This is a genomic window from Sphingomonas sp. FG14, assembly GCF_057809675.1.
Genome location: NZ_JBMDKK010000013.1, coordinates 96,900 through 118,128, shown reverse-complemented (window position 1 = coordinate 118,128; position 21,229 = coordinate 96,900). Strand labels below are relative to the sequence as shown.

The window sequence follows — 21,229 nt, the reverse complement described above, 5'->3', positions numbered from 1 at the left end:
CCCCGGTTTGCTGCATCGATTGACGCGCCGGCATCCGCCGGGATCGACATCGAAAGGTGGAGACATATGCGCCGGATCAACGCCGTCTTTCCCGCCTATGCCCGATCACTGATCGAACGCGATCTACCGGCCGAAATCGACGCGCACTGGTTCACCACCGCCGAGGAAGCAATCGCGCTGGCGCCGGAGGCCGAAATCGGCTGGTTCGACCAGCAGGTACCGGCCGATATCGGCCGGGCCGCCGCTGCCGCCAACAAGCTGAAATGGCTGACCAGCGTCTTCGCCGGGCTCGACGCGCTCCCACTCGACCTGCTTGCCGAGCGCGGTGTCGCGATCACCAATGGCGCCGGGCTGGGCGCGATCCCGGTCGCCGAATATGCGGTGATGGGCGTGCTGGCGGCCGCCAAGGGCTTCCATCAGGTCGTCCGCGCTCAGGATCGCCGCGAATGGCCAGTGACGCCGCCCGGCAATACCGAATTGTGGGAAAGCAGCGCGCTCGTGATCGGCTATGGCGCGATCGGTGCGGCGATCGGCGAGCGGCTGAAGGGATTGGGCGTCCGCGTCACCGGCGTGCGCCGTTCGCCGTCGAGCGATCCGAACATCATCGGCCCTGATGCATGGCGCACAAGGCTCGGCGAATTCGACTGGGTGGTGCTTGCAGCCCCCTCGACTGGCGAGACACAGGCGCTGCTCGACGAAAGCGATTTCGCGGCGATGCGGTCGAACGCATGGCTGATCAATGTCGCGCGCGGCGAACTCGTCGATCAGGATGCGTTGATCGCGGCACTGCGCCTCCGCCGGATCGCGGGCGCGTTCCTCGACGTGATGACGCCAGAACCGCTCCCACCCGAAAATCCGCTCTGGGCGATGCCCAACGTCATCATCACCATGCATTTGTCGGGACGATCGCAGACCCGGCTATTCCCGCGCGCCGCCGAGTTGTTCGCCCGGAATCTCCGCAGCTATCTGGCGGGCGATCCCCTCGAGAATCTGGTCGATCCCGCGCGCGGCTATTGAGGATGACTCCTCGGGCGAACAGGATTACCACCGAAACATAAGGTCGCGATTATCTGCATCAGGTCCATCGCTCAACGGAGCGCGCGGGGGAGACTAGCGGCATGACCAAGGCATCCGATCTGTTCGTTCAATGCCTCGAGGAAGAGGGCGTCGAATATATCTTCGGCGTTCCCGGCGAGGAAAATCTCGACATGCTCGATTCGCTCAGCCGGTCGAACATCAGGCTGATCCTCACCCGGCATGAACAGGGCGCCGGCTTCATGGCCGCGACCTATGGCCGCCATACCGGCAAGACCGGCGTGTGCATGGCCACGCTCGGTCCGGGCGCCACAAACCTCGTCACCGCCGCCGCTTATGCGCAGCTCGGCGGCATGCCGATCCTGATGGTGACCGGACAAAAGCCGATCAAGAAATCGAAACAGGGGCGTTTCCAGATCCTCGACGTGGTCGACATGATGCGACCGATCACCAAATATACGCACCAGCTTGCCAGCGCCGACAATATCCCGAGCCGCGTCCGCGAGGCATTCCGCCTGGCGGAAGAAGAGAAGCCCGGCGCCACCCATCTTGAATTTCCCGAGGATGTGGCGGACGAAAAGACCGACAGTGTCCCTATAAAGCCCAGCCTTGCCCGCCGCCCCTCCGCCGACCCCAAGGCGGTACGCGCCGGGGTGAACATGCTGGAGAAAGCGAAGGCGCCGGTGCTCGTCATCGGCGCAGGCGCCAACCGCAAGATGACCGGGCGCATGCTGCTCCAGTTCGTCGAAAAGACCGGCATCCCCTTCCTCACCACCCAACTCGGCAAGGGCGTGATCGACGAGACCCACCCCAAATTCCTGGGCTGCGCGGCGCTGTCATCGGGCGATTTCGTCCACCGGGCGATCGAGGCGTCGGACCTGATCGTCAATATCGGCCATGACGTGATCGAGAAGCCGCCCTTCTTCATGCGCCAGGGCGGATGTCCGGTCATCCACGTCTCGACGCGCTCGGCCGAGGTCGACCCCGTCTATTTCCCCGAGATCGAGGTGATCGGCGATATCGCCAACGCGATCTGGCAGATGAAGGAAGATATCGTGCCCCAGGGCTGGGGCTGCGAAGCGATGCTCGCCTACCGCAAGGCCGAACTGGAGCACAGCGCCGGACTGGAGGACGATCGCCGCTTTCCGGTCTATCCGCCCCACCTCGTCCAGCAGGTGCGCAAGGCGATGCCCAATGACGGCATCATCTGCCTCGACAACGGCGTCTACAAGATCTGGTTCGCGCGCAACTATCCGGCGCGCCAGCAGAACACCGTGCTGCTCGACAATGCGCTGGCGACGATGGGTGCCGGCCTGCCCTCCGCCATGGCGTCGGCAATGGTCTATCCGGGCCGCAAGGTGATGGCGATCTGCGGCGATGGCGGCTTCATGATGAACAGCCAGGAGATGGAGACGGCGGTCCGGCTGAAGCTCGACATCACCGTGCTGATCCTCAACGACAGCAGCTACGGCATGATCCGCTGGAAACAGGCCAATATGGGCTTCAAGGATTGGGGGCTGGAATTCGGCAATCCCGATTTCGTCAAATATGCCGAGGCCTATGGCGCGTCGGGACATCGGGTGGAGAGCGCGGAGCATCTACCCGAACTGCTGCGTCATACGCTCGACACGCCCGGCGTCCACCTGATCGATTGCCCGGTCGATTATTCCGACAACGACCGCATATTGAACAACGAGATCAAGGCGCTGAGCGCCAGGCTGTAAAAGGAGCGCTCCGCGTGTCGATGCTGAAGGACGTCTATCCGCTCTATCTGAACAACGAGGCGCAGCAGCCCAACACCGATCTGGAGGTGACCGACAAGTTCACCGGCAAGGTCGCCTTCCGCTGCGCGCAGGCCGATGCGAAGACGATCGACGCCGGCATCCAGGGCGCGGTGGAGGCAGCCGAGCCGATGCGCAAGCTGGCCGCCTATGAGCGGCAGGCGGTGCTGCAGCACTGCGTCACGCGCTTCAAGGAGCGGTTCGACGAGCTCGCCCATGCGCTGTGCGTCGAGGCGGGCAAGCCGATCAAGGACAGCGAAGGCGAAGTCACCCGGCTGATCGATACGTTCCGCATCGCGTCCGAGGAATCGGTGCGGATGACGGGCGAGGTCCAGCCGCTCGATATCTCGCCGCGCGCAAAGGGCTATCAGGGCATCTGGAAACGCGTGCCGATCGGCCCCTGCTCGTTCATCTCCCCCTTCAACTTCCCGCTGAACCTGGCCGCGCACAAGATCGCGCCGGCGATCGCGGTCGGCTGCCCCTTCGTGATGAAGCCCGCCAGCCGCACGCCGCTGGGCGCGCTGATCATGGGCGAGGTGCTGGCCGAGACCGACCTGCCCAAGGGCGCCTTCTCGATCCTGCCCGCACATCGCGAGGGCGCGGACCTGTTCACCGAGGATGACCGGCTGAAGCTTCTTTCCTTCACCGGATCGCCGGGCGTCGGCTGGGATCTGAAGGCAAAGGCAGGCAAGAAGAAGGTCGTGCTGGAACTGGGCGGCAACGCTGCGGTGATCGTCGACAAGGACGCGAACCTGGCCGACGCGCTGGAGCGGGTGATCTTCGGCGCCTTCTACCAGTCGGGCCAGAGCTGCATTGGCGTGCAGCGCATCCTGATCCATGCCGATGTCTATGACGAATTCCGCGACATGCTGGTCGCGAAGACGGAGAGGCTCGTCGCGGGCGATCCGCACGATCGCGCCACCTTCATCGGCCCGATGATCTCCGAAGGCGAGGCGAAGCGCCTGCATGGCTGGATTCAGGAAGCGGTGGCAAAGGGCGCGACATTGTTGTGCGGCGGCAAGCGCGATGGCGCGATGCTGGAGGCGACTTTGCTCGAAGATGTGAAGCGCAACACCAAGCTCAATATCGAGGAAGCCTTCGGCCCCGTCGCCTTCCTGATCCGGTTCGACGATTTCAACGAGGCGCTGAACATCGTCAACGACAGCAAGTTCGGCCTGCAGGCGGGCGTGTTCACGCGTGACCTGTTCAAGATGTTCGATGCCTGGGACGTGCTCGACGTCGGCGGCATCGTCATCAACGACGTGCCGAGCTACCGCGTCGACAACATGCCCTATGGCGGCGTCAAGGATTCCGGCCTCGGCCGCGAAGGCGTCCGCTTCGCGATGGAGGACATGACCGAAATCCGGAACTTGGTGATCCGGCGGACCTAATCCTTCCGGAAGGTCACCGAGATATTGTTCGCCGGCATCTCGACCAATCGATCGAAGCCCAGCCCATGTTCGGCTGCGAGCGCGATCACGTCCTCCAGTGCCCGGAGCCCCCAATCGGGATCGCGGGCACGCAGCGAGGCATCGAACGCCAGATTGCTTTCGGCGGTCGGCACGTCCGACCGGACATAGGGTCCATAAAGGTATAGCGGCGCACCGGGCGGCAACAGACGTTCAGCGCCCGCCATCAGCCCCTGGGTCGCCGCCCACGGGCTGATATGCACCATGTTGATGCAGAGGATCGCATCCGCGCGATCGACCGGCCAGCCCGGCGCCGACGCATCGAGCATGGCAGGCGGGCGGATATTGGGCAGACCAGCTTCCGCGGACCATGCCGCGATCGAGGTCAGCGCGGCCGGTTCGGGATCGCTGGGCTGCCAGTCAAGCGCGGGAAAGGCTTGCGCGAAATGAACGACGTGCTCGCCGCTGCCGCTCGCGATCTCCAGTGCGAGGCCGGCTTCGGGCAATGTCTCTCGCAGTACAGCGACGATCGCGTCGCGGTTGCGCAACGTGGCGGGCGCATGGCGCTTGGCCTCGTCGCCGCCATCGGCCGGGCTCCAGGGAGTCGGTTTGGATATGGTCATGCCAGGGTCAAAGCGCTTTCGCACCGGGCTGGCAAGGATTTGCGACGAGACTGACCGGGTATCTTAAAATCCCGTCATTCCGGCGAAAGCCGGAATGACGGGGAGGAACAGCCTAGAAATCGACGGTTGCCGACAGCCAGAGCCGGCGTCCTTCCTGGTTGTTGGCATATTCGGCCGCGTAGACGGTCGTGTTCCCGCTGGCATAGGGCAGATAACGGACGAAATCGGTGTCGAAGATGTTGAAGACCGTCGCCGCCAGCCGGAAGCGTTCGGTCACCTGGAGCGAGCCGCCGAGGTGGAACAACTCATAGCCCTTGAAATCGCCCAGCGCGGTCTGCGGAGCCCCCGCCCCGCGATAGCGGCTGGACCGGATTTCGCCGCGCACCCAGAGCGTCGCCTTGTCGTCGACACGCCAGCGCAGATTGCCGTTGACCATGTGCTTGGGCGTGTTGGTGAGCGGCAGTCCCTTCTGAGCGCCACTCTTCTGCTCGCTTTCGGTATAGGTGTAGTTGAGCCCCAGCGTCAGCCCGTCGGTGAACTCGAAGCGCGCCGCGACCTCACCGCCCCGCGTGACCGCTTCATCGACGTTGATCGACTGGCCGAACAGATCCACATTAGGGAATTGGCCGACGTCGAGGCAGCCCGGCCGGTTGGGATTGCCGGTGAAGCGGCAATTGGGAATGCCCGGCCCGGCGGCGATCTTGTCCTTGAACTCGTTGTTGAAGACGGTGACGTTGCCGCTGAAGAAACCGCCATTGTCGAAATAAAGACCGGCTTCATAGGTGGTGCTGGTCTCCGGCTTCAGGCCGGGGCTGCCGATCAAGGGGATCGTGCCCTGCCCGCCGAAACCGGTGATCCCTTCGGCGATCTGATCGAGCCGCGGGGTCTTGAAGCCACGGCTGATGCCGCCTTTCACGGTCAGCGAGTCGGTGGCGTTCCAGACCGCATAGGCGCGAGGCGAAAGCTTGCCGCCAAAGGTGCTGTGATGGTCGTACCGCGCGCCGAGCGTGAAGCGGAAGCTGTCGGCGATCTTGAGTTCATTCTCGGCGAAAGCCGCCCATTGTTCGAATTCGTATTTCTCGGGTGCGACGCCGTCGACCATCTCGGCCTTCCAATATTGGCCGCCAAGCGTGAAGGTGAAGGCGCCCACCGACGAGACCAGCCGGGTATCGGCGATGCTGTTGGTCGCCTCCAGCGTGCGCGGCGTGCCAGCGACCACACCAGGCGTGCCCGGCGGCACCGTCCGACCGATGGTTTCGGTCATATTGCGCGTCAGCGTCGTCTCCAGCGTGCCGAAACCCGCTCGCCATGTGTGCGCCAGCACATAATTGTCGCGATTGAAGCGCTGGATCGGCCCATAGCCGCCCTGCACCGTCGCGGTGCCAAGCTGCCCCTGGCTGTTGTCGTATTTCTGGCGCGCGCGATCCGCCTCGAACCAGATGTCGTGATCGGGGCTGGGCGTGATCGAAAGCCGGCCGCCAAAGGTGTAGATGTCGGCCTTGACCGGGCTCGGCCCGCGCGTGCTGACCGGGATCAGAACGCCATTGGCATTCTCATATTGGAGTTCCGCCGCCTCGCGGTGATAGATGCTGCCGCGCAGCGACAGGCCGATCAGATTGCGGACGATCGGCCCCTGCATATAGGCGTTGGCCGAGACGATATTGCCGAAATCGCCATGTTCCTGAACCGTGCTTTCGGCGCTGACCGTGCCGCTCCAGCGATCACCGACCTTGCGGGTGATGAGGTTGATGACGCCGCCCATCGCGTCCGACCCGTAGAGCGTCGACATCGGCCCGCGCACCACCTCGATCCGGTCGATCGCCGAGAAAGGCGGCAGGAAACCCGTCGAAGTCTCGCCGAAACCGTTGGGCGTCACGCTGCCCGGCGCATTCTGGCGGCGGCCGTCGACCAGCACCAGCGTGTAGTCGCTCGGCATGCCGCGGATCGAGATGTTGAGTCCGCCGGTCTTGCCCGCGGTGTCGCCAACATCGACCCCTTCCACATCTCCCAGCGCTTCGGCAAGGCTACCGAAGCGCCTTTCCTGGAGCGTTTCGCGGCCGATCACGCTGATGCTGGCGGGTGCCTCGACGATCTTCTGTTCAAAGCCCGACGCGGTAACCACGATATCGTCGCCCGACGCCTGGGTCTGGCCGTCCGCATCCGCGCCTTCGGGCGACTGGGCATGAACCGGCCCCGCCAGCAACATGGCGATCGCCAAGGTACCCGCGCCAGCCAAAGCGCGTTTGCCGATAAACTCCAACATTGAACCCCCTCGCTATTGCGAATAAGTAGCAGAAATCGAAGGGGCGATTGATGGACGTACAGGCAGCGGTCAATATCGAACGGCTTCGTCTGAGGACGAGCAATACGTTGTTACAAAAGCGCGATCGGGACGACGATCTGGCGTCGGCGCCCGATGCGCCGCAGCATGTGATCGTGGTGGAGGACGATGCAGGCATCCGGATGCTGCTCGTCCGGATCCTGCGCGAAAACGGCTATGATGCGAGCAGCGTGGCCGATGGCGCGATGCTGCGTGAATTGATGGCGGCCCGCCCCGTCGACCTGATCCTGCTCGACATCATGTTGCCCGGTGAAAACGGCCTGGATCTGTGCGGCGCGCTCCGTGAGCACAGCACCGTCCCCATCATCATGGTCAGTGCACGCGGCGAGGAAGCCGATCGTGTCGCCGGGCTGGAGGCCGGCGCCGACGACTATATTGCGAAGCCCTTCGGTCGATCCGAACTGCTGGCCCGCGTGCGTGCGCAGTTGCGGCGCGCGACCTGCTTCGCGCGACCGGCGGGCAGCGACGCATCCGAATGGTTGATCTTCGCGGGTTATCGTTTCAACATCCGTCATCGCGAATTGCTGGCCCCCTCTGGCGCGGAGGTCGAATTGTCGGGTGCGGAACAGGATCTCCTGCTCAGCCTGTTGCGGCATCCGCAGCGGGTGATCGGTCGCGAACGGTTGCTTGAACTCTCGCGCACCCGGATCCGCAATTCATCGGATCGCAGCGTCGATGTTCTGGTCAGCCGCCTGCGCCGCAAGCTTGGCGACGGGCGCAGGCCTCGTCCCATGATCCGCACGATCCGGGGCGTCGGCTATATGCTCGCGGTGGACGTCGAGGCCGGTTGATGGATTGGCGCAGATGGCTGCCCCGTTCGATGATCGGCCGCATCGGGGTGGTCCTGCTCCTCGCTCTCCTGCTGGAACTCGCAGGGAACCTGCTGCTGTTTGAACGCTCCGAGCGGGATCTGCTGTCGGCGGACCGCACACGGCACTTCGCCGAGCAATTGCTGGTCGCCGAGCGCGTGCTCAGCGATGTCGAACCCGCGTCTCGCGCGCGGCTGATGCATGACATGCGAACACGCGATGTCGGGCTCAACTGGGTTCCCGCCACCGTGATCGCGGATGCATCCAACGCACAACCTGCGCTGGAACGCATGAAGGCCCGGCTGGTCACCGCCGCGCCTGCGCTTGCCGGCCGCGATCTTCGGCTCAACATCGTTCGCTCCGGGGATTCACAACAACGCGACCTGTTGGGGGCATTCGGCCTGGCCGATGGCGGGTTCATCACCTTTCGCGTGACCCCGTTCCTGAACGCGCCACCAGGGGTGATCCCGACCGTGCTGCTGCACCTGGCGGTCATCGGCGGCGTCGTCCTGGTCACCATGCTGCTGGCCTATGCGCTGGTCCGTCCGCTCCGCGCGCTGGCCGAGGCCGCGAACCGGGTGGGCGGCAACGAAGCCGTCACCATGCCACAGGCCGGTCCGCACGAGGTTCGTCAGCTCGCTACCGCATTGGGCGGCATGCAGGATCGCCTGCTGCGCATCGTGCGTGACCGGACCGAGGCGCTTGTCGCGCTTTCGCACGACCTGCGCACGCCGATCCAGCGCTTGCGCCTGCGCGCATCGCTGCTCGACGACGCCGAAGCACGCGAGACGATGGCCGCAGATCTCGACGATATGGAGAAGTTCGTCGGTTCGGTGCTCGCCTATATGCGCGGCGACGAAGCGGAAGCGCCGCGCCTGATCGATCTGGCCGCGGTCGCGCTCACCCTCGTCGACCAGGCGACCGATGCCGGCGCGGACATTGTCTACGCGGGCCCTGATACGCTCGAGGCGACGGTGCCGCCGATCGCGTTCAAACGGGCGCTTTCCAACCTCATCGAAAATGCGGTGCGATATGGCGAGACCATCCATGTCACTCTCACGCCTGTACAAAGCATGATCGCGGTTACGGTGGAGGATGACGGGCCGGGAATAGTTCCGGAGCACCGCGCCGACGCTTTCGCGCCCTTTCGCCGGATCGATCCCGCGCGTGGTGCGGGTGGCGGCGCCGGGCTGGGACTCGCCATCGTCGAGCGCGCGGTCACCGCCATGGGCGGGCATATCGATCTGGGCGAAAGCGCGCTGGGCGGCCTGCTGGCGAGGATCAAGATCCCCGCCGGCACATGCCGCCCCTGATCGCTGCCAAACGGCTTATTCGGCCGCTTCGGCAATCTCCGGCGTCTTCCATACCAGCACGGGCTTGCGCGCGGCAGCGGTTTCGTCGAGCCGGCGGCGCGGCGCGAAATGCGGCGCGCTCTTGAGCGCCTCGTCGCCCGCCTTGGCGCGTTCCGCCACCGAGCGCAGCGCGCCGATGAACTGATCGAGCGCCGCCCTGCTCTCGGTCTCGGTCGGTTCGACCAGCATCGCGCCATGAACGACGAGCGGGAAATACATCGTCATCGGATGATAGCCCTCGTCGATAAGGCCCTTCGCCACGTCGAGCGTGGTGAAGCCGTCGGCGAGCCCGTCGTCCGAGAACAACGCCTCGTGCATGCACGGCCCGCTCGGCCCGAACGGCGCATCGAGCACGTCCTCCAGGCTGCGCAGGACGTAGTTCGCGTTGAGCACCGCGTCCTCCGAAACCTGACGCAAACCATCAGCGCCATGGCTCAGGATATAGGCCAGCGCGCGCGTGAACATGCCCATCTGGCCATGGAATGCGACCATCCGGCCGAAGCTGTCGGCATGATGCTCACCCGCCGTTTCCTCCTCGACGAGGTGATAACCATCCCCGGTCTTCTCCACGATCGGCAGCGGCGCATAAGCCGCCAGCGCTTCGGAGAAGACCACCGGCCCGGCACCCGGCCCGCCGCCGCCATGCGGCGTCGAGAAAGTCTTGTGCAGGTTGATGTGCATCGCATCGACGCCAAGATCGCCCGGACGCACGCGTCCGACGATCGCGTTGAAATTGGCGCCGTCGCAATAGACCAGCGCGCCCGCATCATGCACGGCGTCGGCGATCGCTTTCATGTCGCGTTCGAACAGGCCGCAGGTATTGGGGTTGGTGATCATCACCGCCGCGACGTCCGGGCCCAGGCGGGCCTTCAAGGCCGCCAGGTCGACGCGCCCTTCTTCCGTCGCCGGAATATTCTCCACCGCATAACCGCAAAATGCCGCCGTCGCCGGATTGGTGCCGTGCGCGCTTTCGGGCACGAGGATCACCGAACGGGCATCGCCGCGCGCTTCCAGAGCCGAGCGGATCGCGAGCAGACCGCACAATTCGCCGTGCGCGCCCGCCTTGGGGCTCATCGCCACCGCGGGCATGCCGGTCAGCGTCGTCAGCCAATGCGCCAGTTCATGGATCACGCCCAGCGCGCCCTGCACCGTATCGATGGTCTGGAGCGGATGGAGATCGGCGAAGCCCGCCATGCGCGCCACTTTCTCGTTGAGGCGCGGATTGTGCTTCATCGTGCACGACCCCAACGGGAACAGGCCCAGGTCGATCGCGTAATTCTGCCGGCTAAGCCGCGTATAGTGACGAACCGTCTCGGGTTCGGACAGGCCGGGCAGGCCGATTTCGCGATTGCGCTCGAGCCCGGAGAGACGCGACGCGATCGCCGGCGCTGCGTCGAGGTCGACGCCGGTGGTGTGCGAGTCGCCGATCTCGAAGATCAGCGCCTCTTCCAGCATCAGTCCGCGATTGCCAGTGAAGGTCGTGCCGGCCGGTGCGCTGCCGTCACCCATTTCTGGCTTCCATCCGCTCTGGTTGATCGTCATGCCAGCGCCTCCTCAAGTCCGGCGGCCAGCGCCTCGACATCCTCGGCGGTGCTCGTCTCCGTCACCGCCACCACAAGCCCGCGTTCGAGCGCCTCGACGCCCGGATAAAGACGCCCGAGCGACACGCCGGCCAAAATCCCGCGTTCGGCGAGCGAACGCACGACCGGCCGCGCCTCACGCCCCAGGTCGAGCGTGAATTCATTGAAGAACCCGTCATTGACCAGGGTGACGCCAGGCACCTTCGCCAGCCGGTCGGCCGCCTTCACAGCCAGGCCGTGATTGAGCATCGCCAGATCGCGCATCCCCTTCTCGCCAAGCAGGGTCATGTGGATCGAGAAAGCGAGCGCGCACAGGCCGCTATTCGTGCAGATGTTCGACGTCGCCTTTTCGCGGCGGATATGCTGTTCGCGGGTGGAAAGCGTCAGCACGAAGCCGCGCTTGCCCTCCGCGTCCACGGTCTCGCCGCACAGGCGACCGGGCATCTGGCGCACGAAACGCTCCTTGCAAGCGAACAGGCCCACATAAGGACCGCCGAACTGAAGGCCGACGCCGATGCCCTGCCCTTCGCCGACGACGATGTCCGCGCCCATTTCACCCGGCGCGCGGAGCGCGCCCAGCGCCACCGGCTCCGTCACCACCGCGATCAGCAGCGCGCCCTTTTCATGCGCGCGCGCCGCGATCTCGGAAAGATCGCCGATCCGGCCGAGAATATCGGGATATTGGACGACGACGCACGAGGTTTCACCATCGATCGCGTCGAGCAGCCGCGCCGCATCGGTAGTGGCCTCAAGCGAAGGCAAGGCGGTTTCGAGCACGTCGCCGGTGAAGCGCGCCATCGTCTGCGCCACTGACACGTAATGCGGGTGAAGCCCGGCCGAGAGGACCGCCTTGTTCCGGCGGGTGACCCGCCGCGCCATCACGATCGCTTCCCAACACGCCGTCGAACCGTCGTACATCGAAGCATTGGCCACGTCGCAACCATAAAGGCGCGCGACCTGGGTCTGGAACTCGAAGAGCATCTGCAGCGTGCCCTGCGCGATCTCCGGCTGATACGGCGTATAGGCGGTCAGGAACTCGCCGCGCTGGATCAGGTGATCGACCGAGGCCGGCACATGATGGCGATAAGCGCCACATCCCAGGAAGAAAGGCGCTTCCCCCGCCGACAGATTGCGCTTCGCCAGCGCCGCCATATGGCGCTCGACCGCGAGCTCGGTCGCGTGGTTGGGCAGGCCGGCGACCGGGCCGGACAGGCGCGCGCTTTCGGGCACATCGACGAACAGATCGTCGATCGACGCCGCGCCGATGCGCGCGAGCATCGCGCTGCGGTCTTCATTGGTCAGGGGAAGGTATCGCATTCGAGTCTCCAGCCCCTCCCTTTCAAGGGAGGGGTTTGGGGTGGGTGAGCAGACCGGACCGCTCGATGCGGGCCGGGCTGCTTTCGGAGCGAGGGCCAAAACAATGTTCCCCACCCCAACCCCTCCCCTGAAGGGGAGGGGCTAAGCTCAGAGCTTCGCGACGAACGCCGCGTAGGCGGCTTCGTCCATCAGGCCTTCGAGTTCGGACGGATCGGAAAGCGTCAGCTTGAAGAACCAGCCATCCTCCTCGGCCGAACCGTTCACCAGCGCGGGGTCGTCAGCGAGATCGGCATTGCCCTCGACCACAGTGCCCGACACCGGCGAATAGACGTCGGACGCTGCCTTGACGCTCTCGACGACGGCGGCATCATCGCCCTTGGCGAGCTGCTTGCCCTCGGCCGGCACTTCGACGAACACGATGTCGCCGAGCTGGCTCTGCGCATAATCGGTGATGCCGACGGTGCCAATCTCGCCGTCGACGTCGACCCATTCATGGTCCTCGGTGAAATAACGGCTCATTTCGGGGCTCCTTTGCGGTGATAGCGATGGGGAACGAAGGGCATGGGGGCAACCGCGACAGGCACGCGCTTGCCGCGCACCTCGGCTTCGAGCGCGGTGCCGGCGGTGGCGAGATCGGCGGAGACATAGCCCATCGCGATCGGCGCACCGACACTGGGCGCGAAACCGCCCGACGTGACGACACCGACCTGGGCCTCACCATTATAAAGCGGCGCGCCTTCGCGTACGGGCAGCCGCCCCTCGACCGACAGGCCGACGCGCTTGTTGGGCGCGCCCTCGGCGAGCTGCTTCAACACGACATCCGCGCCCATGAAACCGCCTTCGGTGCGGCGGCGCTTCTGCATCGCGAAAGTCAGGTCCGCCCCCACCGGCGTGACGCCCGGATCGAGGTCATGGCCATAGAGCGGAAGCCCTGCCTCCAGCCGCAGCGAGTCGCGCGCACCAAGGCCGATCGGCTTGACTTCGGGCTGGCTGGCCAGCGCCTCGGCGAACGCCTCGACGACGTCGGCAGGAACTGAAATCTCGAAACCATCCTCACCGGTATAGCCCGAACGGCTCACCCAGAGCGGCGTGCCCTTCCAGTCGAACCCGCCTGCTTCCATGAAGAACAGCCCCTCCACGCCGGGTACGACCCGCGCCAGCGCGTCCACCGCCTTGGGGCCTTGCAGCGCGATCAGCGCCTGTTCTTCCAGGTGGTTCATCCCGATCTCGTCGGGCAGATGCTCGCGAAGCACGCCGATGTCTTCGAACTTGGTCGCGCCGTTGACGACCATATAGATATCGTCGGCCCGGCGCGTGACCATCAGATCGTCGAGGATGCCGCCATTCTCGTCGAGCAGCAGCGAATAGCGCATCCGCCCGACGCCGAGTTCCTTGATGTTGCCGGGAAGCAAGGTCTCGAGCGCGGCATCGCTATCGTCACCGGTGAAGAGCAACTGGCCCATATGGCTGACATCGAACAGGCCGGCGGATTCGCGCGTCCACAGATGTTCCGCCATGATCCCTTCATATTGGATCGGCATGGAATAGCCCGCGAAGGGCACCATCCGTGCACCACGCGCCCGGTGCCATGCGTCAAGCGGAAGGGCTTCCGCGGCTTCTGCGATATTGGCGTCTTCGCTCATCGATATGCTCCCGTGACGGTCCACAGCCGACAGCGCGCATGATTGCGCCCTGTCTTGCTGCCCCCTCTGTCACGGAACCTGAGAGCTTTCGCGGCGCCATCGGGCGCCGCTTACCCCTTCGGTGGTTCCGACCTTCGCCGAAACGCTTTCCAGAGTGCCTGAGACCGCGCGGTCCAGTGGCCTGAGAGATTCCGGGGCGGTTGCTCCTTCGGCGCCCCGGACGAATCCGGGGGCTCTCCCGCGCGATCCCCGGCGGTTACCCGCCGGCGACGGGATTCCGCTTGGGCGAGGCCGCGATTCGAGTCAATCGCCGATCATCGATCGGCGATCGATTTACCGCCGCCTCGCCCGCAAGGCGTTACCGCGTCGCGTTGTACTGAAGCTGCTCGTTGGTGAGCTGGAAACCGATCAGCAGTTCGAAACTCGTGCGGCTGACCGCATCGCGCACTTCAGGGATCGACAGCGGATCGATCGCGGCGTCGGTATCCCCAGGCTTACGACGACGCACGATCTGCTCGCGGATATCGTCGGGCAAGGTGGCCGCCGCGCGATTGACCGCCGCTCCGGCCGCAGCCGTCGCGGTCGCGCGGGTCTGCCCGTCCTCGAACCGGATCGCGACACGGCTCAGCCGCTTCGAGACGACGGCGCGCCCGCCACGGATCACCGTCGCGAAATAGGGCAGGACCACCTCACGCGCGCCGCTGGCATTGGCGCGGGTCGCGATCACATCGAAGGTCGCGTTGACGGTGAGCTCGGCGCCGGTATCGTCACAGGTCGAACGGAGATTGGTAATCGAGGCGACGACGTCGATCGCGCGCGCCTCCCGGCTCGCCGGCGGATCGAACAGCGTCACGTCGCCGGTATGCGCCGGAATCGCGACCGCCGGGCAGGAAGAACGGGTGACGGTGATGCCGCCGCTGGCATCGATCTGATTGTCTTTCGCGCAGGCGCCCAGGCTGGCAAGCGCGGCAACAAGGATAAACGGCTTCAGATCGGGCACGTACAGACTTCCTTCAGGCGAGCGGAGAAAACCGCAGATCGGCCGATAGGCGGCGGACGCGATCATAGGAAGCGGCTTTCGTCGAAGCAAGCAATCGCGTAGAGGCGCGAGCATGACCGAAACTGCCTCCCAGCGCCCGCCGCTCGAGTTGCTGATCGCTGCCCCGCGCGGTTTTTGCGCGGGCGTCGACCGCGCCATTCGCATCGTCGAACTCGCGATCGAGAAATATGGCGTGCCGGTCTATGTCCGCCACGAGATCGTCCATAACCGCTTCGTCGTTGATGGGCTGAAGGCGAAGGGCGCGATCTTCGTCGAGGAACTGGACGAGGTGCCCGACGACGCGCCCGTCGTCTTTTCGGCGCACGGCGTTCCGAAAGCCGTGCCCGCCAAGGCGGCCGAGCGCGGCCTCTCCTATCTCGACGCCACCTGCCCGCTGGTTTCCAAGGTCCATCGCCAGGCCGAACGGCTCGTCGCCGCCGGCCGGCACATCCTGTTCATCGGCCATCGCGGTCATCCCGAAGTGATCGGGACATTCGGGCAGGTTCCCGAGGGATCGATGACGCTGATCGAGACCGTGGAGGACGTGGCGGCGCTGACGCCGGCCGATCCGGACAATCTCTCCTTCCTGACCCAGACCACCTTGTCGGTGGACGACACGGCGGCGATCGTCGCGGCGCTGCGCGCACGCTTTCCGACCATCGGTGAGCCGCGCGGCGAGGATATCTGCTATGCGACGTCGAACCGTCAGGCCGCGGTCAAGGCGATCGCCGCCGCGTGCGACGCGATGGTGGTGATCGGGGCCCCCAATTCCTCCAATTCCCTGCGTCTTGTCGAAGTGGCGGAACGCGAAGGCACACGGGCACGCCTGATCCAGCGCGCCGACGATCTCGATTTCGACTGGTTGCAGGGCGTCACCCGGCTGGGCATCACGGCCGGCGCCTCCGCACCCGAAATATTGGTGCGTGAAGTCGTCGACCGGCTGGGGACGCGCTTCGACGTCAGCGAACGCGAAGTCGAAACCACGGTCGAAGCGATCGCGTTCAAGCTCCCTCGCGGCCTCGAAGCAGCCTGACATGGCCGTTTATACGCAGGTTTCCGCCGAGGAGATGGCGGCGCTTCTGACGCGCTACGAGGATGCGGGCCAGTTGGTTTCGGCCAAGGGCATCGCCGAGGGCGTGGAGAACAGCAATTATCTGGTCGAAACCGACCGCCATCGCTTCTTCCTGACGCTCTATGAAAAGCGCGTCGATGTCGCGGATCTGCCGTTTTTCTTCGCCTTGCTCGATCATCTCGCCGATGCCGGCAACCGGGTGCCGCGCACGATCAAGGATCGTGATGGAGTCCAGCTCCAGACAGTCGCCGGCCGCCCGGCCTGCCTGATCGAATTCCTGTCGGGCGTATCGGTCAGCCATCCCACCGCCGTTCAGGCGCGTGCCGTGGGCGAGGCGCTCGGCCGCATGCACGCGGCGGTCGCCGATTTCGAGGGTGACCGGCCCAACGCACTGGGGCTGGCCGGCTGGCATGCGCTGGCGGAACGATGCGGCGGCGATCTCGACCAGATTTCACCCGGGCTGGGCCAACGCGTCACCGACGAACTCGCCTATCTGGACGCGCACTGGCCGAGCGACCTGCCAAGCGCGGTGATCCATGCCGACCTGTTCCCGGACAATGTGCTGATGCTCGGCGACGCGGTGACGGGCCTGATCGACTTCTATTTCGCCTGCCGTGAAATCCGCGCCTGGGACGTCGCGGTGACGCATGCGGCGTGGAGCTTCGAGAATGACGGCACCGGCTATCACGCCGATCTCGGTTCGGCCCTGATCGCGGGTTATGACGACAGCTTCGGCCTGAGCGACGCCGAACGCGCGGCGCTGCCCGTTCTGGCACGCGGCGCCTGTCTGCGTTTCCTCCTCACCCGCGCCTGGGATTGGCTCAACACGCCCGCAGATGCGATCGTCAATCGCAAGGATCCACTCGCCTTTCTGCGCCGGCTTGAAACCTATGCCGCCGATCCCGGGATTTTCACGCGATGAGCGAGCTGGAACATGTCGAGATCGCGACCGACGGCGCCTGCAAGGGCAATCCCGGTCGCGGCGGCTGGGGCGCGGTGATCCGCAAGGGAAGCCATGAAAAGGAATTGTCGGGCGGCGAGCCGCACACGACGAACAACCGCATGGAATTGATGGCCGCGATCAAGGCGCTCGAAGCGCTCAAGCGTCCATGCCGCGTGACGCTTTCGACCGACAGCAATTATGTGAAGGACGGGATCACCCGCTGGATCTTCGGCTGGCAGAAGAACGGTTGGAAAACCGCCGATCGCAAGCCGGTGAAGAATGCCGAGCTATGGCAAGAGCTGCTCGCGGCGATCAAGCCGCATCGCGTGGAATGGCTGTGGGTGAAGGGCCATGCCGGCCATCCCGACAATGAACGCGCGGACCGGCTGGCGAGCGACGCCGCGCTCGCCCAGCCGCGCGGCTGAAGAGCTCAGCTCGCGTCTTCGACTTCCGCGCCAGGGCCGTTTTTCTTGAGCGACTCGATCGCTTCCTTGGCGCTGGCCTTGCTCGAATAACCTTCGGTCCAGAACATGATCTCGCTGTTGTACTTGAACTTGGCCACGAACTCGCCTGCCTTGTTCTTCTCGATCACGAACTTGTGCGCCATGGATCCGACTCCTTGTTGATCTCGATCAATCGAGACTAGCGCGCGAGACGCATCTGCCAAGCCTATTCGAACCGTGCCGGATCGTAGATCGCCGGATCGATGCCCGGATCGGGCGACTGCCCTAGGATCAGCGCCGCCGCCAGCCTGGCGGCGGCCGGCGCGGTCTGGATACCGAAACCACCCTGCCCCGCGCACCAGAAGAAGCCGGGCCTTGCCCGATCGAAGCCATAGACCGGCCGCCGGTCGGGCGCGAAACTGCGCAATCCCGCCCATTTCCGCTCGACGGCGTCGACCCGCCAGTCGACCGCCCCCTCGAACCGGTCGATCGCGATCGCGACATCGATTTCCTCGGGCGCCGCATCACAGGGATCGGTCGGGCTTTCGTCATGTGGCGTCAGCCAGAGTCGCCCGCCCGCTTCCGGTTTGAAATAGAAACCTCCGCCGATGTCGATCACGATCGGCAGCGCATCGGGGCGCACCGGCGTCGTGCGGATCTGCGCCACGGTCCGGCGAAAGGGCTTGATACCGAGCGGCCGGACGCCAGCCAATCGCGCCACGGGATCCGCCCATGCGCCTGCCGCGTCGACCAATATATCCGCGCGGACCGGCCCCGCCGCGCTATCGATGACCCATCCCGCACCATCCCGCGTGGCCGAGCGAAGCGCGGCCCTCGTGCGCAATTCGACGCCGTGCCTGCGCGCCCGCACCAGGAAATCGGCATGGAGCGCGCCGACATCGATATAGGCGCAGCTCGGCTCGAACATGCCCAGCGTCCATTCGGGCCTGAGACCAGGGACATGAGCCGCCGGATCAACGGGCGTCAGCACGACGTCGCTCGCCGCGAAAGCTTCATACAATGCATCAAAGGCTGCGCGGTCCGAAACGCGGCCAATGTGCAGTGCCCCCATCGGATCAAGAAAATCGCCATTCCGCAATGCCGCGCCCGACGCGGTGGTCAACGGCTGGATCGCGGGGCCACCATAGGTTTCGCTCCAGAACGCGGCGGAACGGCCGGTGGCATGATAGCCGGGGCTATCCTCCGCCTCCAGCATCACGACCGATGCGTGCGCCGCCAGTTCGGCAGCCAGGCTTGCACCCGCGATGCCGGCGCCGACGATCGCGATGTCGTAGCGCATCAGCCGGCCGGAGCCTTCCGGTCAAGAAAGTCGTCGATCGCGGCGAGCGCCCGGTCACGGACAGAATCGATCTCCCGCAATATCTCATGCGCGGACTCGTCGCCGAAGCGCAGCAGCTCGGCATTGGGCAGCCGGCACGCGGCCTCGCGGATCGCCGCCGGTCGCACCAGCTTGTCGCGATCGGCGCACAACAGCAGCATCGGCGTTTCCACCGCTTCCAGGCGATCGGGCAGGAAGGTGTCGAGAGTCGATCGATAGGCCACGGCCAGCCATTTCCAGCTTGGCGGTCCGAGCGCAAGCGCTGGTTTCTGCGCCTTCCACCATAATTCGTCGTCATAGCGTTCGTTCGAGTGCGTCAGAAAGGCGCGCCGCGACGCGCCGGGTGGTGCCGGACGCTCGTTGTTTTTCCAGGCCGCACGCGCGGGATCGCCGATCCGGGTCATGAAGCGCGCAACCCTCTCCGCCATCACCGGCGTGAAGGGCGCGCTCTGTAAGCCCAGCATCGGCGCGACCAGCACCACGGCATCCGGCGACACGCGCCGTTCCTGAAGCGCGCGCATCACGAGATGCCCACCCATCGAATGCGCGACGATCACATGTGGCCCGGGCGTGGACGCACGCAGCATCGCGAAACGATCCGCAAGGTCGTTGATCCAGGGCGCGAAATCATCAGCATGGCCAACGTTCGGGTTGGCGCTCAGGCGGCCGGAACCGCCCTGTCCGCGCCAGTCGAAGCTCGTGACCGACCAACCGCGATCATGCCAATGCGCGAAGGATTCCAGATACTTCTCCAATATGTCGCCACGCCCGCCTTGGAAGAGCAAGGTGCCGCGCGCCGGCATGACATCGGCCGGCCAGTCGAAGACACGCAGCGACCAGCCATCCGCAACCGATTCGTTGCGCACAACCGCGCCGCGAGGGATGGACCGGCGGAGGGTCGCCGGAAATTCTCCTGATGCATCAGCCATGTCCTTGGTTACGGTTTCGTAAGGCATAGCGTCTAGACCTAGCTGGATGACTGGGGGAATTTTAGCACATGTTCTAGTGGCGGCACTCGGCGGTCTGTTGCTCGTGGCGGTGTTCACCGACCTCAAGGGCCGGACCATCGAGCACTGGACCGTCGCCGCCATCGCATTGCTCGCTCCCCTTTACTGGTGGACCACGGATTATGCGCTGTGGCCTGACGTCGCCGTCCAGATCGGTATCGCGATCGGCGTCTTCGCGCTTTTCGCGGGCGTCTATGCGATCGGCATGATGGGCGGCGGCGACGTCAAACTGCTCGCCGCACTGGCGCTCTGGCTGCCGATCGTGCCGCTGCTCAACATGCTGTTCATCATGGCGATCGCCGGCGGCGTCATCACGATGATCGCCTGGACTGCGCACAAGATACGCAAAATGAACGGAAATATTGAAGTGCCCTACGGCGTCGCAATCGCCATCGGGGGACTTTGGGTGATGTCCGAACACTATTTTAACCAATTTGCTTGATGAAACATCGCGGGCCTTTGGGGGGCCGGCTCAGGAGGCGAGAGTCGTCATGGACGTTAAGAAGATCGCATTGCTGGTTGGCGCGCTGCTCATCGCAGCGGTGACCGCCTTCATGGCAAAGAGCATGTTCTCGGGCGCATCGGCGCCAAGCGCGGCTGCGGCGCCGACGGTGCCGGTGGGGCCCGAGGTTCTGGTCGCGACGCGCGCCATGCCCGTCGGCACCATCATCGAACCAGACAGCTTCCGCTTCCAGCCCTGGCCGAAGGATCTGATCCAGAGCGCCTATTATCTGAAGGGCGAGGCCGATCCGGCGACGCTGTCGGGCACCGTGGTCCGCTACGCGATCACAGCCGGACAGCCGATCACGCAGGGCGCGCTCGTCAAGCCCGGCGACCGTGGCTTCCTGGCGGCCGCGCTCGGCCCTGGCATGCGCGCCGTGACCGTTTCGGTCGGCGCCGCGACCAGCGTGGCCGGTTTCGTCTTCCCGGGCGACCGCGTCGATCTCGTGTTGACGCAGGAAGTCGCCGGCTCGGGCGACGGTCCGGCGCTGAAGACGTCCGAAACCATCATCCGCAACCTGCGCGTGCTCGCTACCGACCAGCGCACCAGCAACACCAATGATGAAGGCCAGACCGAGGTCAAGACCTTCTCGACGGTCACCATCGAAGCGACGCCACGCATCGCCGAGAAGATCGCGGTCGCGCAGACCATCGGCCAGCTCTCGCTGTCGCTGCGCTCGATCGCGGACAACACGGCCGAACTGGAGCGCGCCATCGCCGCAGGTGAAGTCACCGTGCCCGAGAATGGCGACCCGAAGGCAGAGAAGCAGATGCTGCTCGCCATCGCGTCACGCCCGATCGACACCGATACGACCTTTGTCACCGGTGCGGATGTCTCGCGCTTCCAGCGCCGCTCGCTGCCCGTCGCGCAGCGTACCGCCTCCGCAGCGCCTTCGGGCGGCAGCGGGCCGTCGGTCGCCTATGCGCCGCAAGGTCCGGTTGTCCGGGTCGCGCGCGGGAACACTGTCACTGAAGTCCCGGTGGGGGGGAAGTAA

The 21,229-nt window shown here is 65.2% G+C and carries 20 protein-coding genes and 1 riboswitch; of the genes, 10 read left to right on the top strand and 10 right to left on the bottom strand.

Annotation, left to right across the window (positions count from 1 at the left end):
• The first annotated feature begins 66 nt into the window (after window positions 1-66).
• The 3 genes from ACODTA_RS23690 (at window position 67) to ACODTA_RS23680 (ending at window position 4,207) form a co-directional block, all read left to right on the top strand.
• Window positions 67-1,017 carry a D-2-hydroxyacid dehydrogenase gene (locus tag ACODTA_RS23690; RefSeq protein WP_489069258.1) on the top strand — a complete coding sequence of 317 codons (951 nt, stop codon included), beginning with the start codon at window positions 67-69 and terminating at the stop codon, window positions 1,015-1,017.
• A 101-nt stretch (window positions 1,018-1,118) separates the two neighbouring features.
• A complete protein-coding gene (locus ACODTA_RS23685) occupies window positions 1,119-2,759 on the top strand; it encodes an acetolactate synthase large subunit (RefSeq protein ID WP_489069256.1) in 1,641 nt (546 codons plus the stop codon).
• Window positions 2,760-2,779: 20 nt separating this feature from the next.
• Window positions 2,780-4,207 carry an aldehyde dehydrogenase family protein gene (locus ACODTA_RS23680; RefSeq protein WP_489069283.1) on the top strand — a complete coding sequence of 476 codons (1,428 nt, stop codon included), beginning with the start codon at window positions 2,780-2,782 and terminating at the stop codon, window positions 4,205-4,207.
• Here the strand turns inward: ACODTA_RS23680 and ACODTA_RS23675 are convergent.
• Window positions 4,204-4,848 carry a DUF938 domain-containing protein gene (locus tag ACODTA_RS23675; RefSeq protein ID WP_489069254.1) on the bottom strand — a complete coding sequence of 215 codons (645 nt, stop codon included), beginning with the start codon at window positions 4,846-4,848 and terminating at the stop codon, window positions 4,204-4,206. The genes ACODTA_RS23680 and ACODTA_RS23675 overlap by 4 nt on opposite strands.
• Window positions 4,849-4,960: 112 nt before the next feature.
• On the bottom strand, window positions 4,961-7,111 hold the full coding sequence (locus ACODTA_RS23670) for a TonB-dependent receptor domain-containing protein (RefSeq protein ID WP_489069252.1): 2,151 nt from the start codon (window positions 7,109-7,111) through the stop codon (window positions 4,961-4,963).
• A gap of 50 nt (window positions 7,112-7,161) precedes the next feature.
• On the opposite strand from ACODTA_RS23670, the gene ACODTA_RS23665 reads away from it, so the two are divergent.
• Together ACODTA_RS23665 and ACODTA_RS23660 are read left to right on the top strand one after the other, a co-directional pair.
• Window positions 7,162-7,980, top strand: coding sequence for a response regulator (locus ACODTA_RS23665; protein WP_489069250.1), 819 nt, complete (start codon window positions 7,162-7,164; stop codon window positions 7,978-7,980).
• Window positions 7,981-8,009: 29 nt separating this feature from the next.
• Window positions 8,010-9,311, top strand: a complete 1,302-nt coding sequence (locus tag ACODTA_RS23660; RefSeq protein ID WP_489069248.1) for an ATP-binding protein — start codon at window positions 8,010-8,012, stop codon at window positions 9,309-9,311.
• A gap of 15 nt (window positions 9,312-9,326) precedes the next feature.
• On the opposite strand, the gene gcvPB is transcribed toward ACODTA_RS23660, so the two are convergent.
• From gcvPB to ACODTA_RS23635, 5 genes are all read right to left on the bottom strand, one after another.
• Entirely contained in the window at window positions 9,327-10,892 is a 1,566-nt protein-coding gene (gcvPB, locus tag ACODTA_RS23655; protein ID WP_489069246.1) for an aminomethyl-transferring glycine dehydrogenase subunit GcvPB, read from the bottom strand.
• Window positions 10,889-12,247, bottom strand: coding sequence for an aminomethyl-transferring glycine dehydrogenase subunit GcvPA (gene gcvPA / locus ACODTA_RS23650; protein ID WP_489069244.1), 1,359 nt, complete (start codon window positions 12,245-12,247; stop codon window positions 10,889-10,891). The genes gcvPB and gcvPA overlap by 4 nt, the downstream gene beginning before the upstream one ends.
• Before the next feature lie 147 nt (window positions 12,248-12,394).
• Window positions 12,395-12,766 (bottom strand): glycine cleavage system protein GcvH, encoded by a 372-nt coding sequence (gene gcvH, locus ACODTA_RS23645; protein ID WP_222989825.1) that lies wholly within the window; start codon window positions 12,764-12,766, stop codon window positions 12,395-12,397.
• Window positions 12,763-13,890: a glycine cleavage system aminomethyltransferase GcvT gene (gcvT, locus tag ACODTA_RS23640; RefSeq protein WP_489069242.1), complete on the bottom strand. Its 1,128-nt coding sequence runs from the start codon at window positions 13,888-13,890 to the stop codon at window positions 12,763-12,765. Before gcvT ends, gcvH begins: the two co-directional genes overlap by 4 nt.
• 159 nt (window positions 13,891-14,049) lie before the next feature.
• Window positions 14,050-14,141: riboswitch (glycine riboswitch) on the bottom strand.
• 107 nt (window positions 14,142-14,248) lie between these two features.
• The gene (locus tag ACODTA_RS23635) at window positions 14,249-14,890 is read right to left on the bottom strand and encodes a hypothetical protein (RefSeq protein WP_489069240.1); all 642 of its coding nucleotides are present in this window, start codon (window positions 14,888-14,890) and stop codon (window positions 14,249-14,251) included.
• 112 nt (window positions 14,891-15,002) lie between these two features.
• On the opposite strand from ACODTA_RS23635, the gene ispH reads away from it, so the two are divergent.
• From ispH to rnhA, 3 genes are read left to right on the top strand one after another with little or no spacing between them, the layout of a single operon-like run.
• Window positions 15,003-15,962 carry a 4-hydroxy-3-methylbut-2-enyl diphosphate reductase gene (gene ispH, locus ACODTA_RS23630; protein WP_489069238.1) on the top strand — a complete coding sequence of 320 codons (960 nt, stop codon included), beginning with the start codon at window positions 15,003-15,005 and terminating at the stop codon, window positions 15,960-15,962.
• A gap of 1 nt (window position 15,963) precedes the next feature.
• Window positions 15,964-16,923 (top strand): homoserine kinase, encoded by a 960-nt coding sequence (gene thrB, locus ACODTA_RS23625; protein ID WP_489069236.1) that lies wholly within the window; start codon window positions 15,964-15,966, stop codon window positions 16,921-16,923.
• Window positions 16,920-17,369 carry a ribonuclease HI gene (gene rnhA / locus ACODTA_RS23620; protein WP_489069234.1) on the top strand — a complete coding sequence of 150 codons (450 nt, stop codon included), beginning with the start codon at window positions 16,920-16,922 and terminating at the stop codon, window positions 17,367-17,369. Before thrB ends, rnhA begins: the two co-directional genes overlap by 4 nt.
• Before the next feature lie 5 nt (window positions 17,370-17,374).
• Here rnhA and ACODTA_RS23615 read toward each other — a convergent pair whose 3' ends face one another.
• The 3 genes from ACODTA_RS23615 to ACODTA_RS23605 form a co-directional block, all read right to left on the bottom strand.
• Window positions 17,375-17,551, bottom strand: a complete 177-nt coding sequence (locus ACODTA_RS23615; protein ID WP_222989820.1) for a YegP family protein — start codon at window positions 17,549-17,551, stop codon at window positions 17,375-17,377.
• 62 nt (window positions 17,552-17,613) lie between these two features.
• A complete protein-coding gene (locus ACODTA_RS23610) occupies window positions 17,614-18,687 on the bottom strand; it encodes an NAD(P)/FAD-dependent oxidoreductase (protein WP_489069232.1) in 1,074 nt (357 codons plus the stop codon).
• Window positions 18,687-19,592 (bottom strand): alpha/beta hydrolase, encoded by a 906-nt coding sequence (locus ACODTA_RS23605; RefSeq protein ID WP_489069230.1) that lies wholly within the window; start codon window positions 19,590-19,592, stop codon window positions 18,687-18,689. Before ACODTA_RS23605 ends, ACODTA_RS23610 begins: the two co-directional genes overlap by 1 nt.
• A 139-nt stretch (window positions 19,593-19,731) precedes the next feature.
• On the opposite strand from ACODTA_RS23605, the gene ACODTA_RS23600 reads away from it, so the two are divergent.
• A complete protein-coding gene (locus ACODTA_RS23600) occupies window positions 19,732-20,175 on the top strand; it encodes an A24 family peptidase (RefSeq protein ID WP_489069228.1) in 444 nt (147 codons plus the stop codon).
• 49 nt (window positions 20,176-20,224) lie between these two features.
• Window positions 20,225-21,229, top strand: coding sequence for a Flp pilus assembly protein CpaB (cpaB, locus tag ACODTA_RS23595; protein ID WP_489069226.1), 1,005 nt, complete (start codon window positions 20,225-20,227; stop codon window positions 21,227-21,229).

Excerpts from the sequence above, each read along its gene's own strand:
- gcvPA (WP_489069244.1), bottom strand. The coding sequence starts at position 12,247 with ATGCGATACCTTCCCCTGACCAATGAAGACCGCAGCGCGATGCTCGCG.
- gcvT (WP_489069242.1), bottom strand. The coding sequence starts at position 13,890 with ATGAGCGAAGACGCCAATATCGCAGAAGCCGCGGAAGCCCTTCCGCTT.
- ACODTA_RS23610 (WP_489069232.1), bottom strand. The coding sequence starts at position 18,687 with ATGCGCTACGACATCGCGATCGTCGGCGCCGGCATCGCGGGTGCAAGC.
- ispH (WP_489069238.1), top strand. The coding sequence starts at position 15,003 with ATGACCGAAACTGCCTCCCAGCGCCCGCCGCTCGAGTTGCTGATCGCT.
- thrB (WP_489069236.1), top strand. The coding sequence starts at position 15,964 with ATGGCCGTTTATACGCAGGTTTCCGCCGAGGAGATGGCGGCGCTTCTG.
- gcvPB (WP_489069246.1), bottom strand. The coding sequence starts at position 10,892 with ATGACGATCAACCAGAGCGGATGGAAGCCAGAAATGGGTGACGGCAGC.
- ACODTA_RS23615 (WP_222989820.1), bottom strand. The coding sequence starts at position 17,551 with ATGGCGCACAAGTTCGTGATCGAGAAGAACAAGGCAGGCGAGTTCGTG.
- gcvH (WP_222989825.1), bottom strand. The coding sequence starts at position 12,766 with ATGAGCCGTTATTTCACCGAGGACCATGAATGGGTCGACGTCGACGGC.
- ACODTA_RS23660 (WP_489069248.1), top strand. The coding sequence starts at position 8,010 with ATGATCGGCCGCATCGGGGTGGTCCTGCTCCTCGCTCTCCTGCTGGAA.
- rnhA (WP_489069234.1), top strand. The coding sequence starts at position 16,920 with ATGAGCGAGCTGGAACATGTCGAGATCGCGACCGACGGCGCCTGCAAG.
- ACODTA_RS23690 (WP_489069258.1), top strand. The coding sequence starts at position 67 with ATGCGCCGGATCAACGCCGTCTTTCCCGCCTATGCCCGATCACTGATC.
- ACODTA_RS23665 (WP_489069250.1), top strand. The coding sequence starts at position 7,162 with ATGGACGTACAGGCAGCGGTCAATATCGAACGGCTTCGTCTGAGGACG.
- ACODTA_RS23670 (WP_489069252.1), bottom strand. The coding sequence starts at position 7,111 with ATGTTGGAGTTTATCGGCAAACGCGCTTTGGCTGGCGCGGGTACCTTG.
- ACODTA_RS23685 (WP_489069256.1), top strand. The coding sequence starts at position 1,119 with ATGACCAAGGCATCCGATCTGTTCGTTCAATGCCTCGAGGAAGAGGGC.
- ACODTA_RS23675 (WP_489069254.1), bottom strand. The coding sequence starts at position 4,848 with ATGACCATATCCAAACCGACTCCCTGGAGCCCGGCCGATGGCGGCGAC.
- ACODTA_RS23680 (WP_489069283.1), top strand. The coding sequence starts at position 2,780 with ATGCTGAAGGACGTCTATCCGCTCTATCTGAACAACGAGGCGCAGCAG.
- cpaB (WP_489069226.1), top strand. The coding sequence starts at position 20,225 with ATGGACGTTAAGAAGATCGCATTGCTGGTTGGCGCGCTGCTCATCGCA.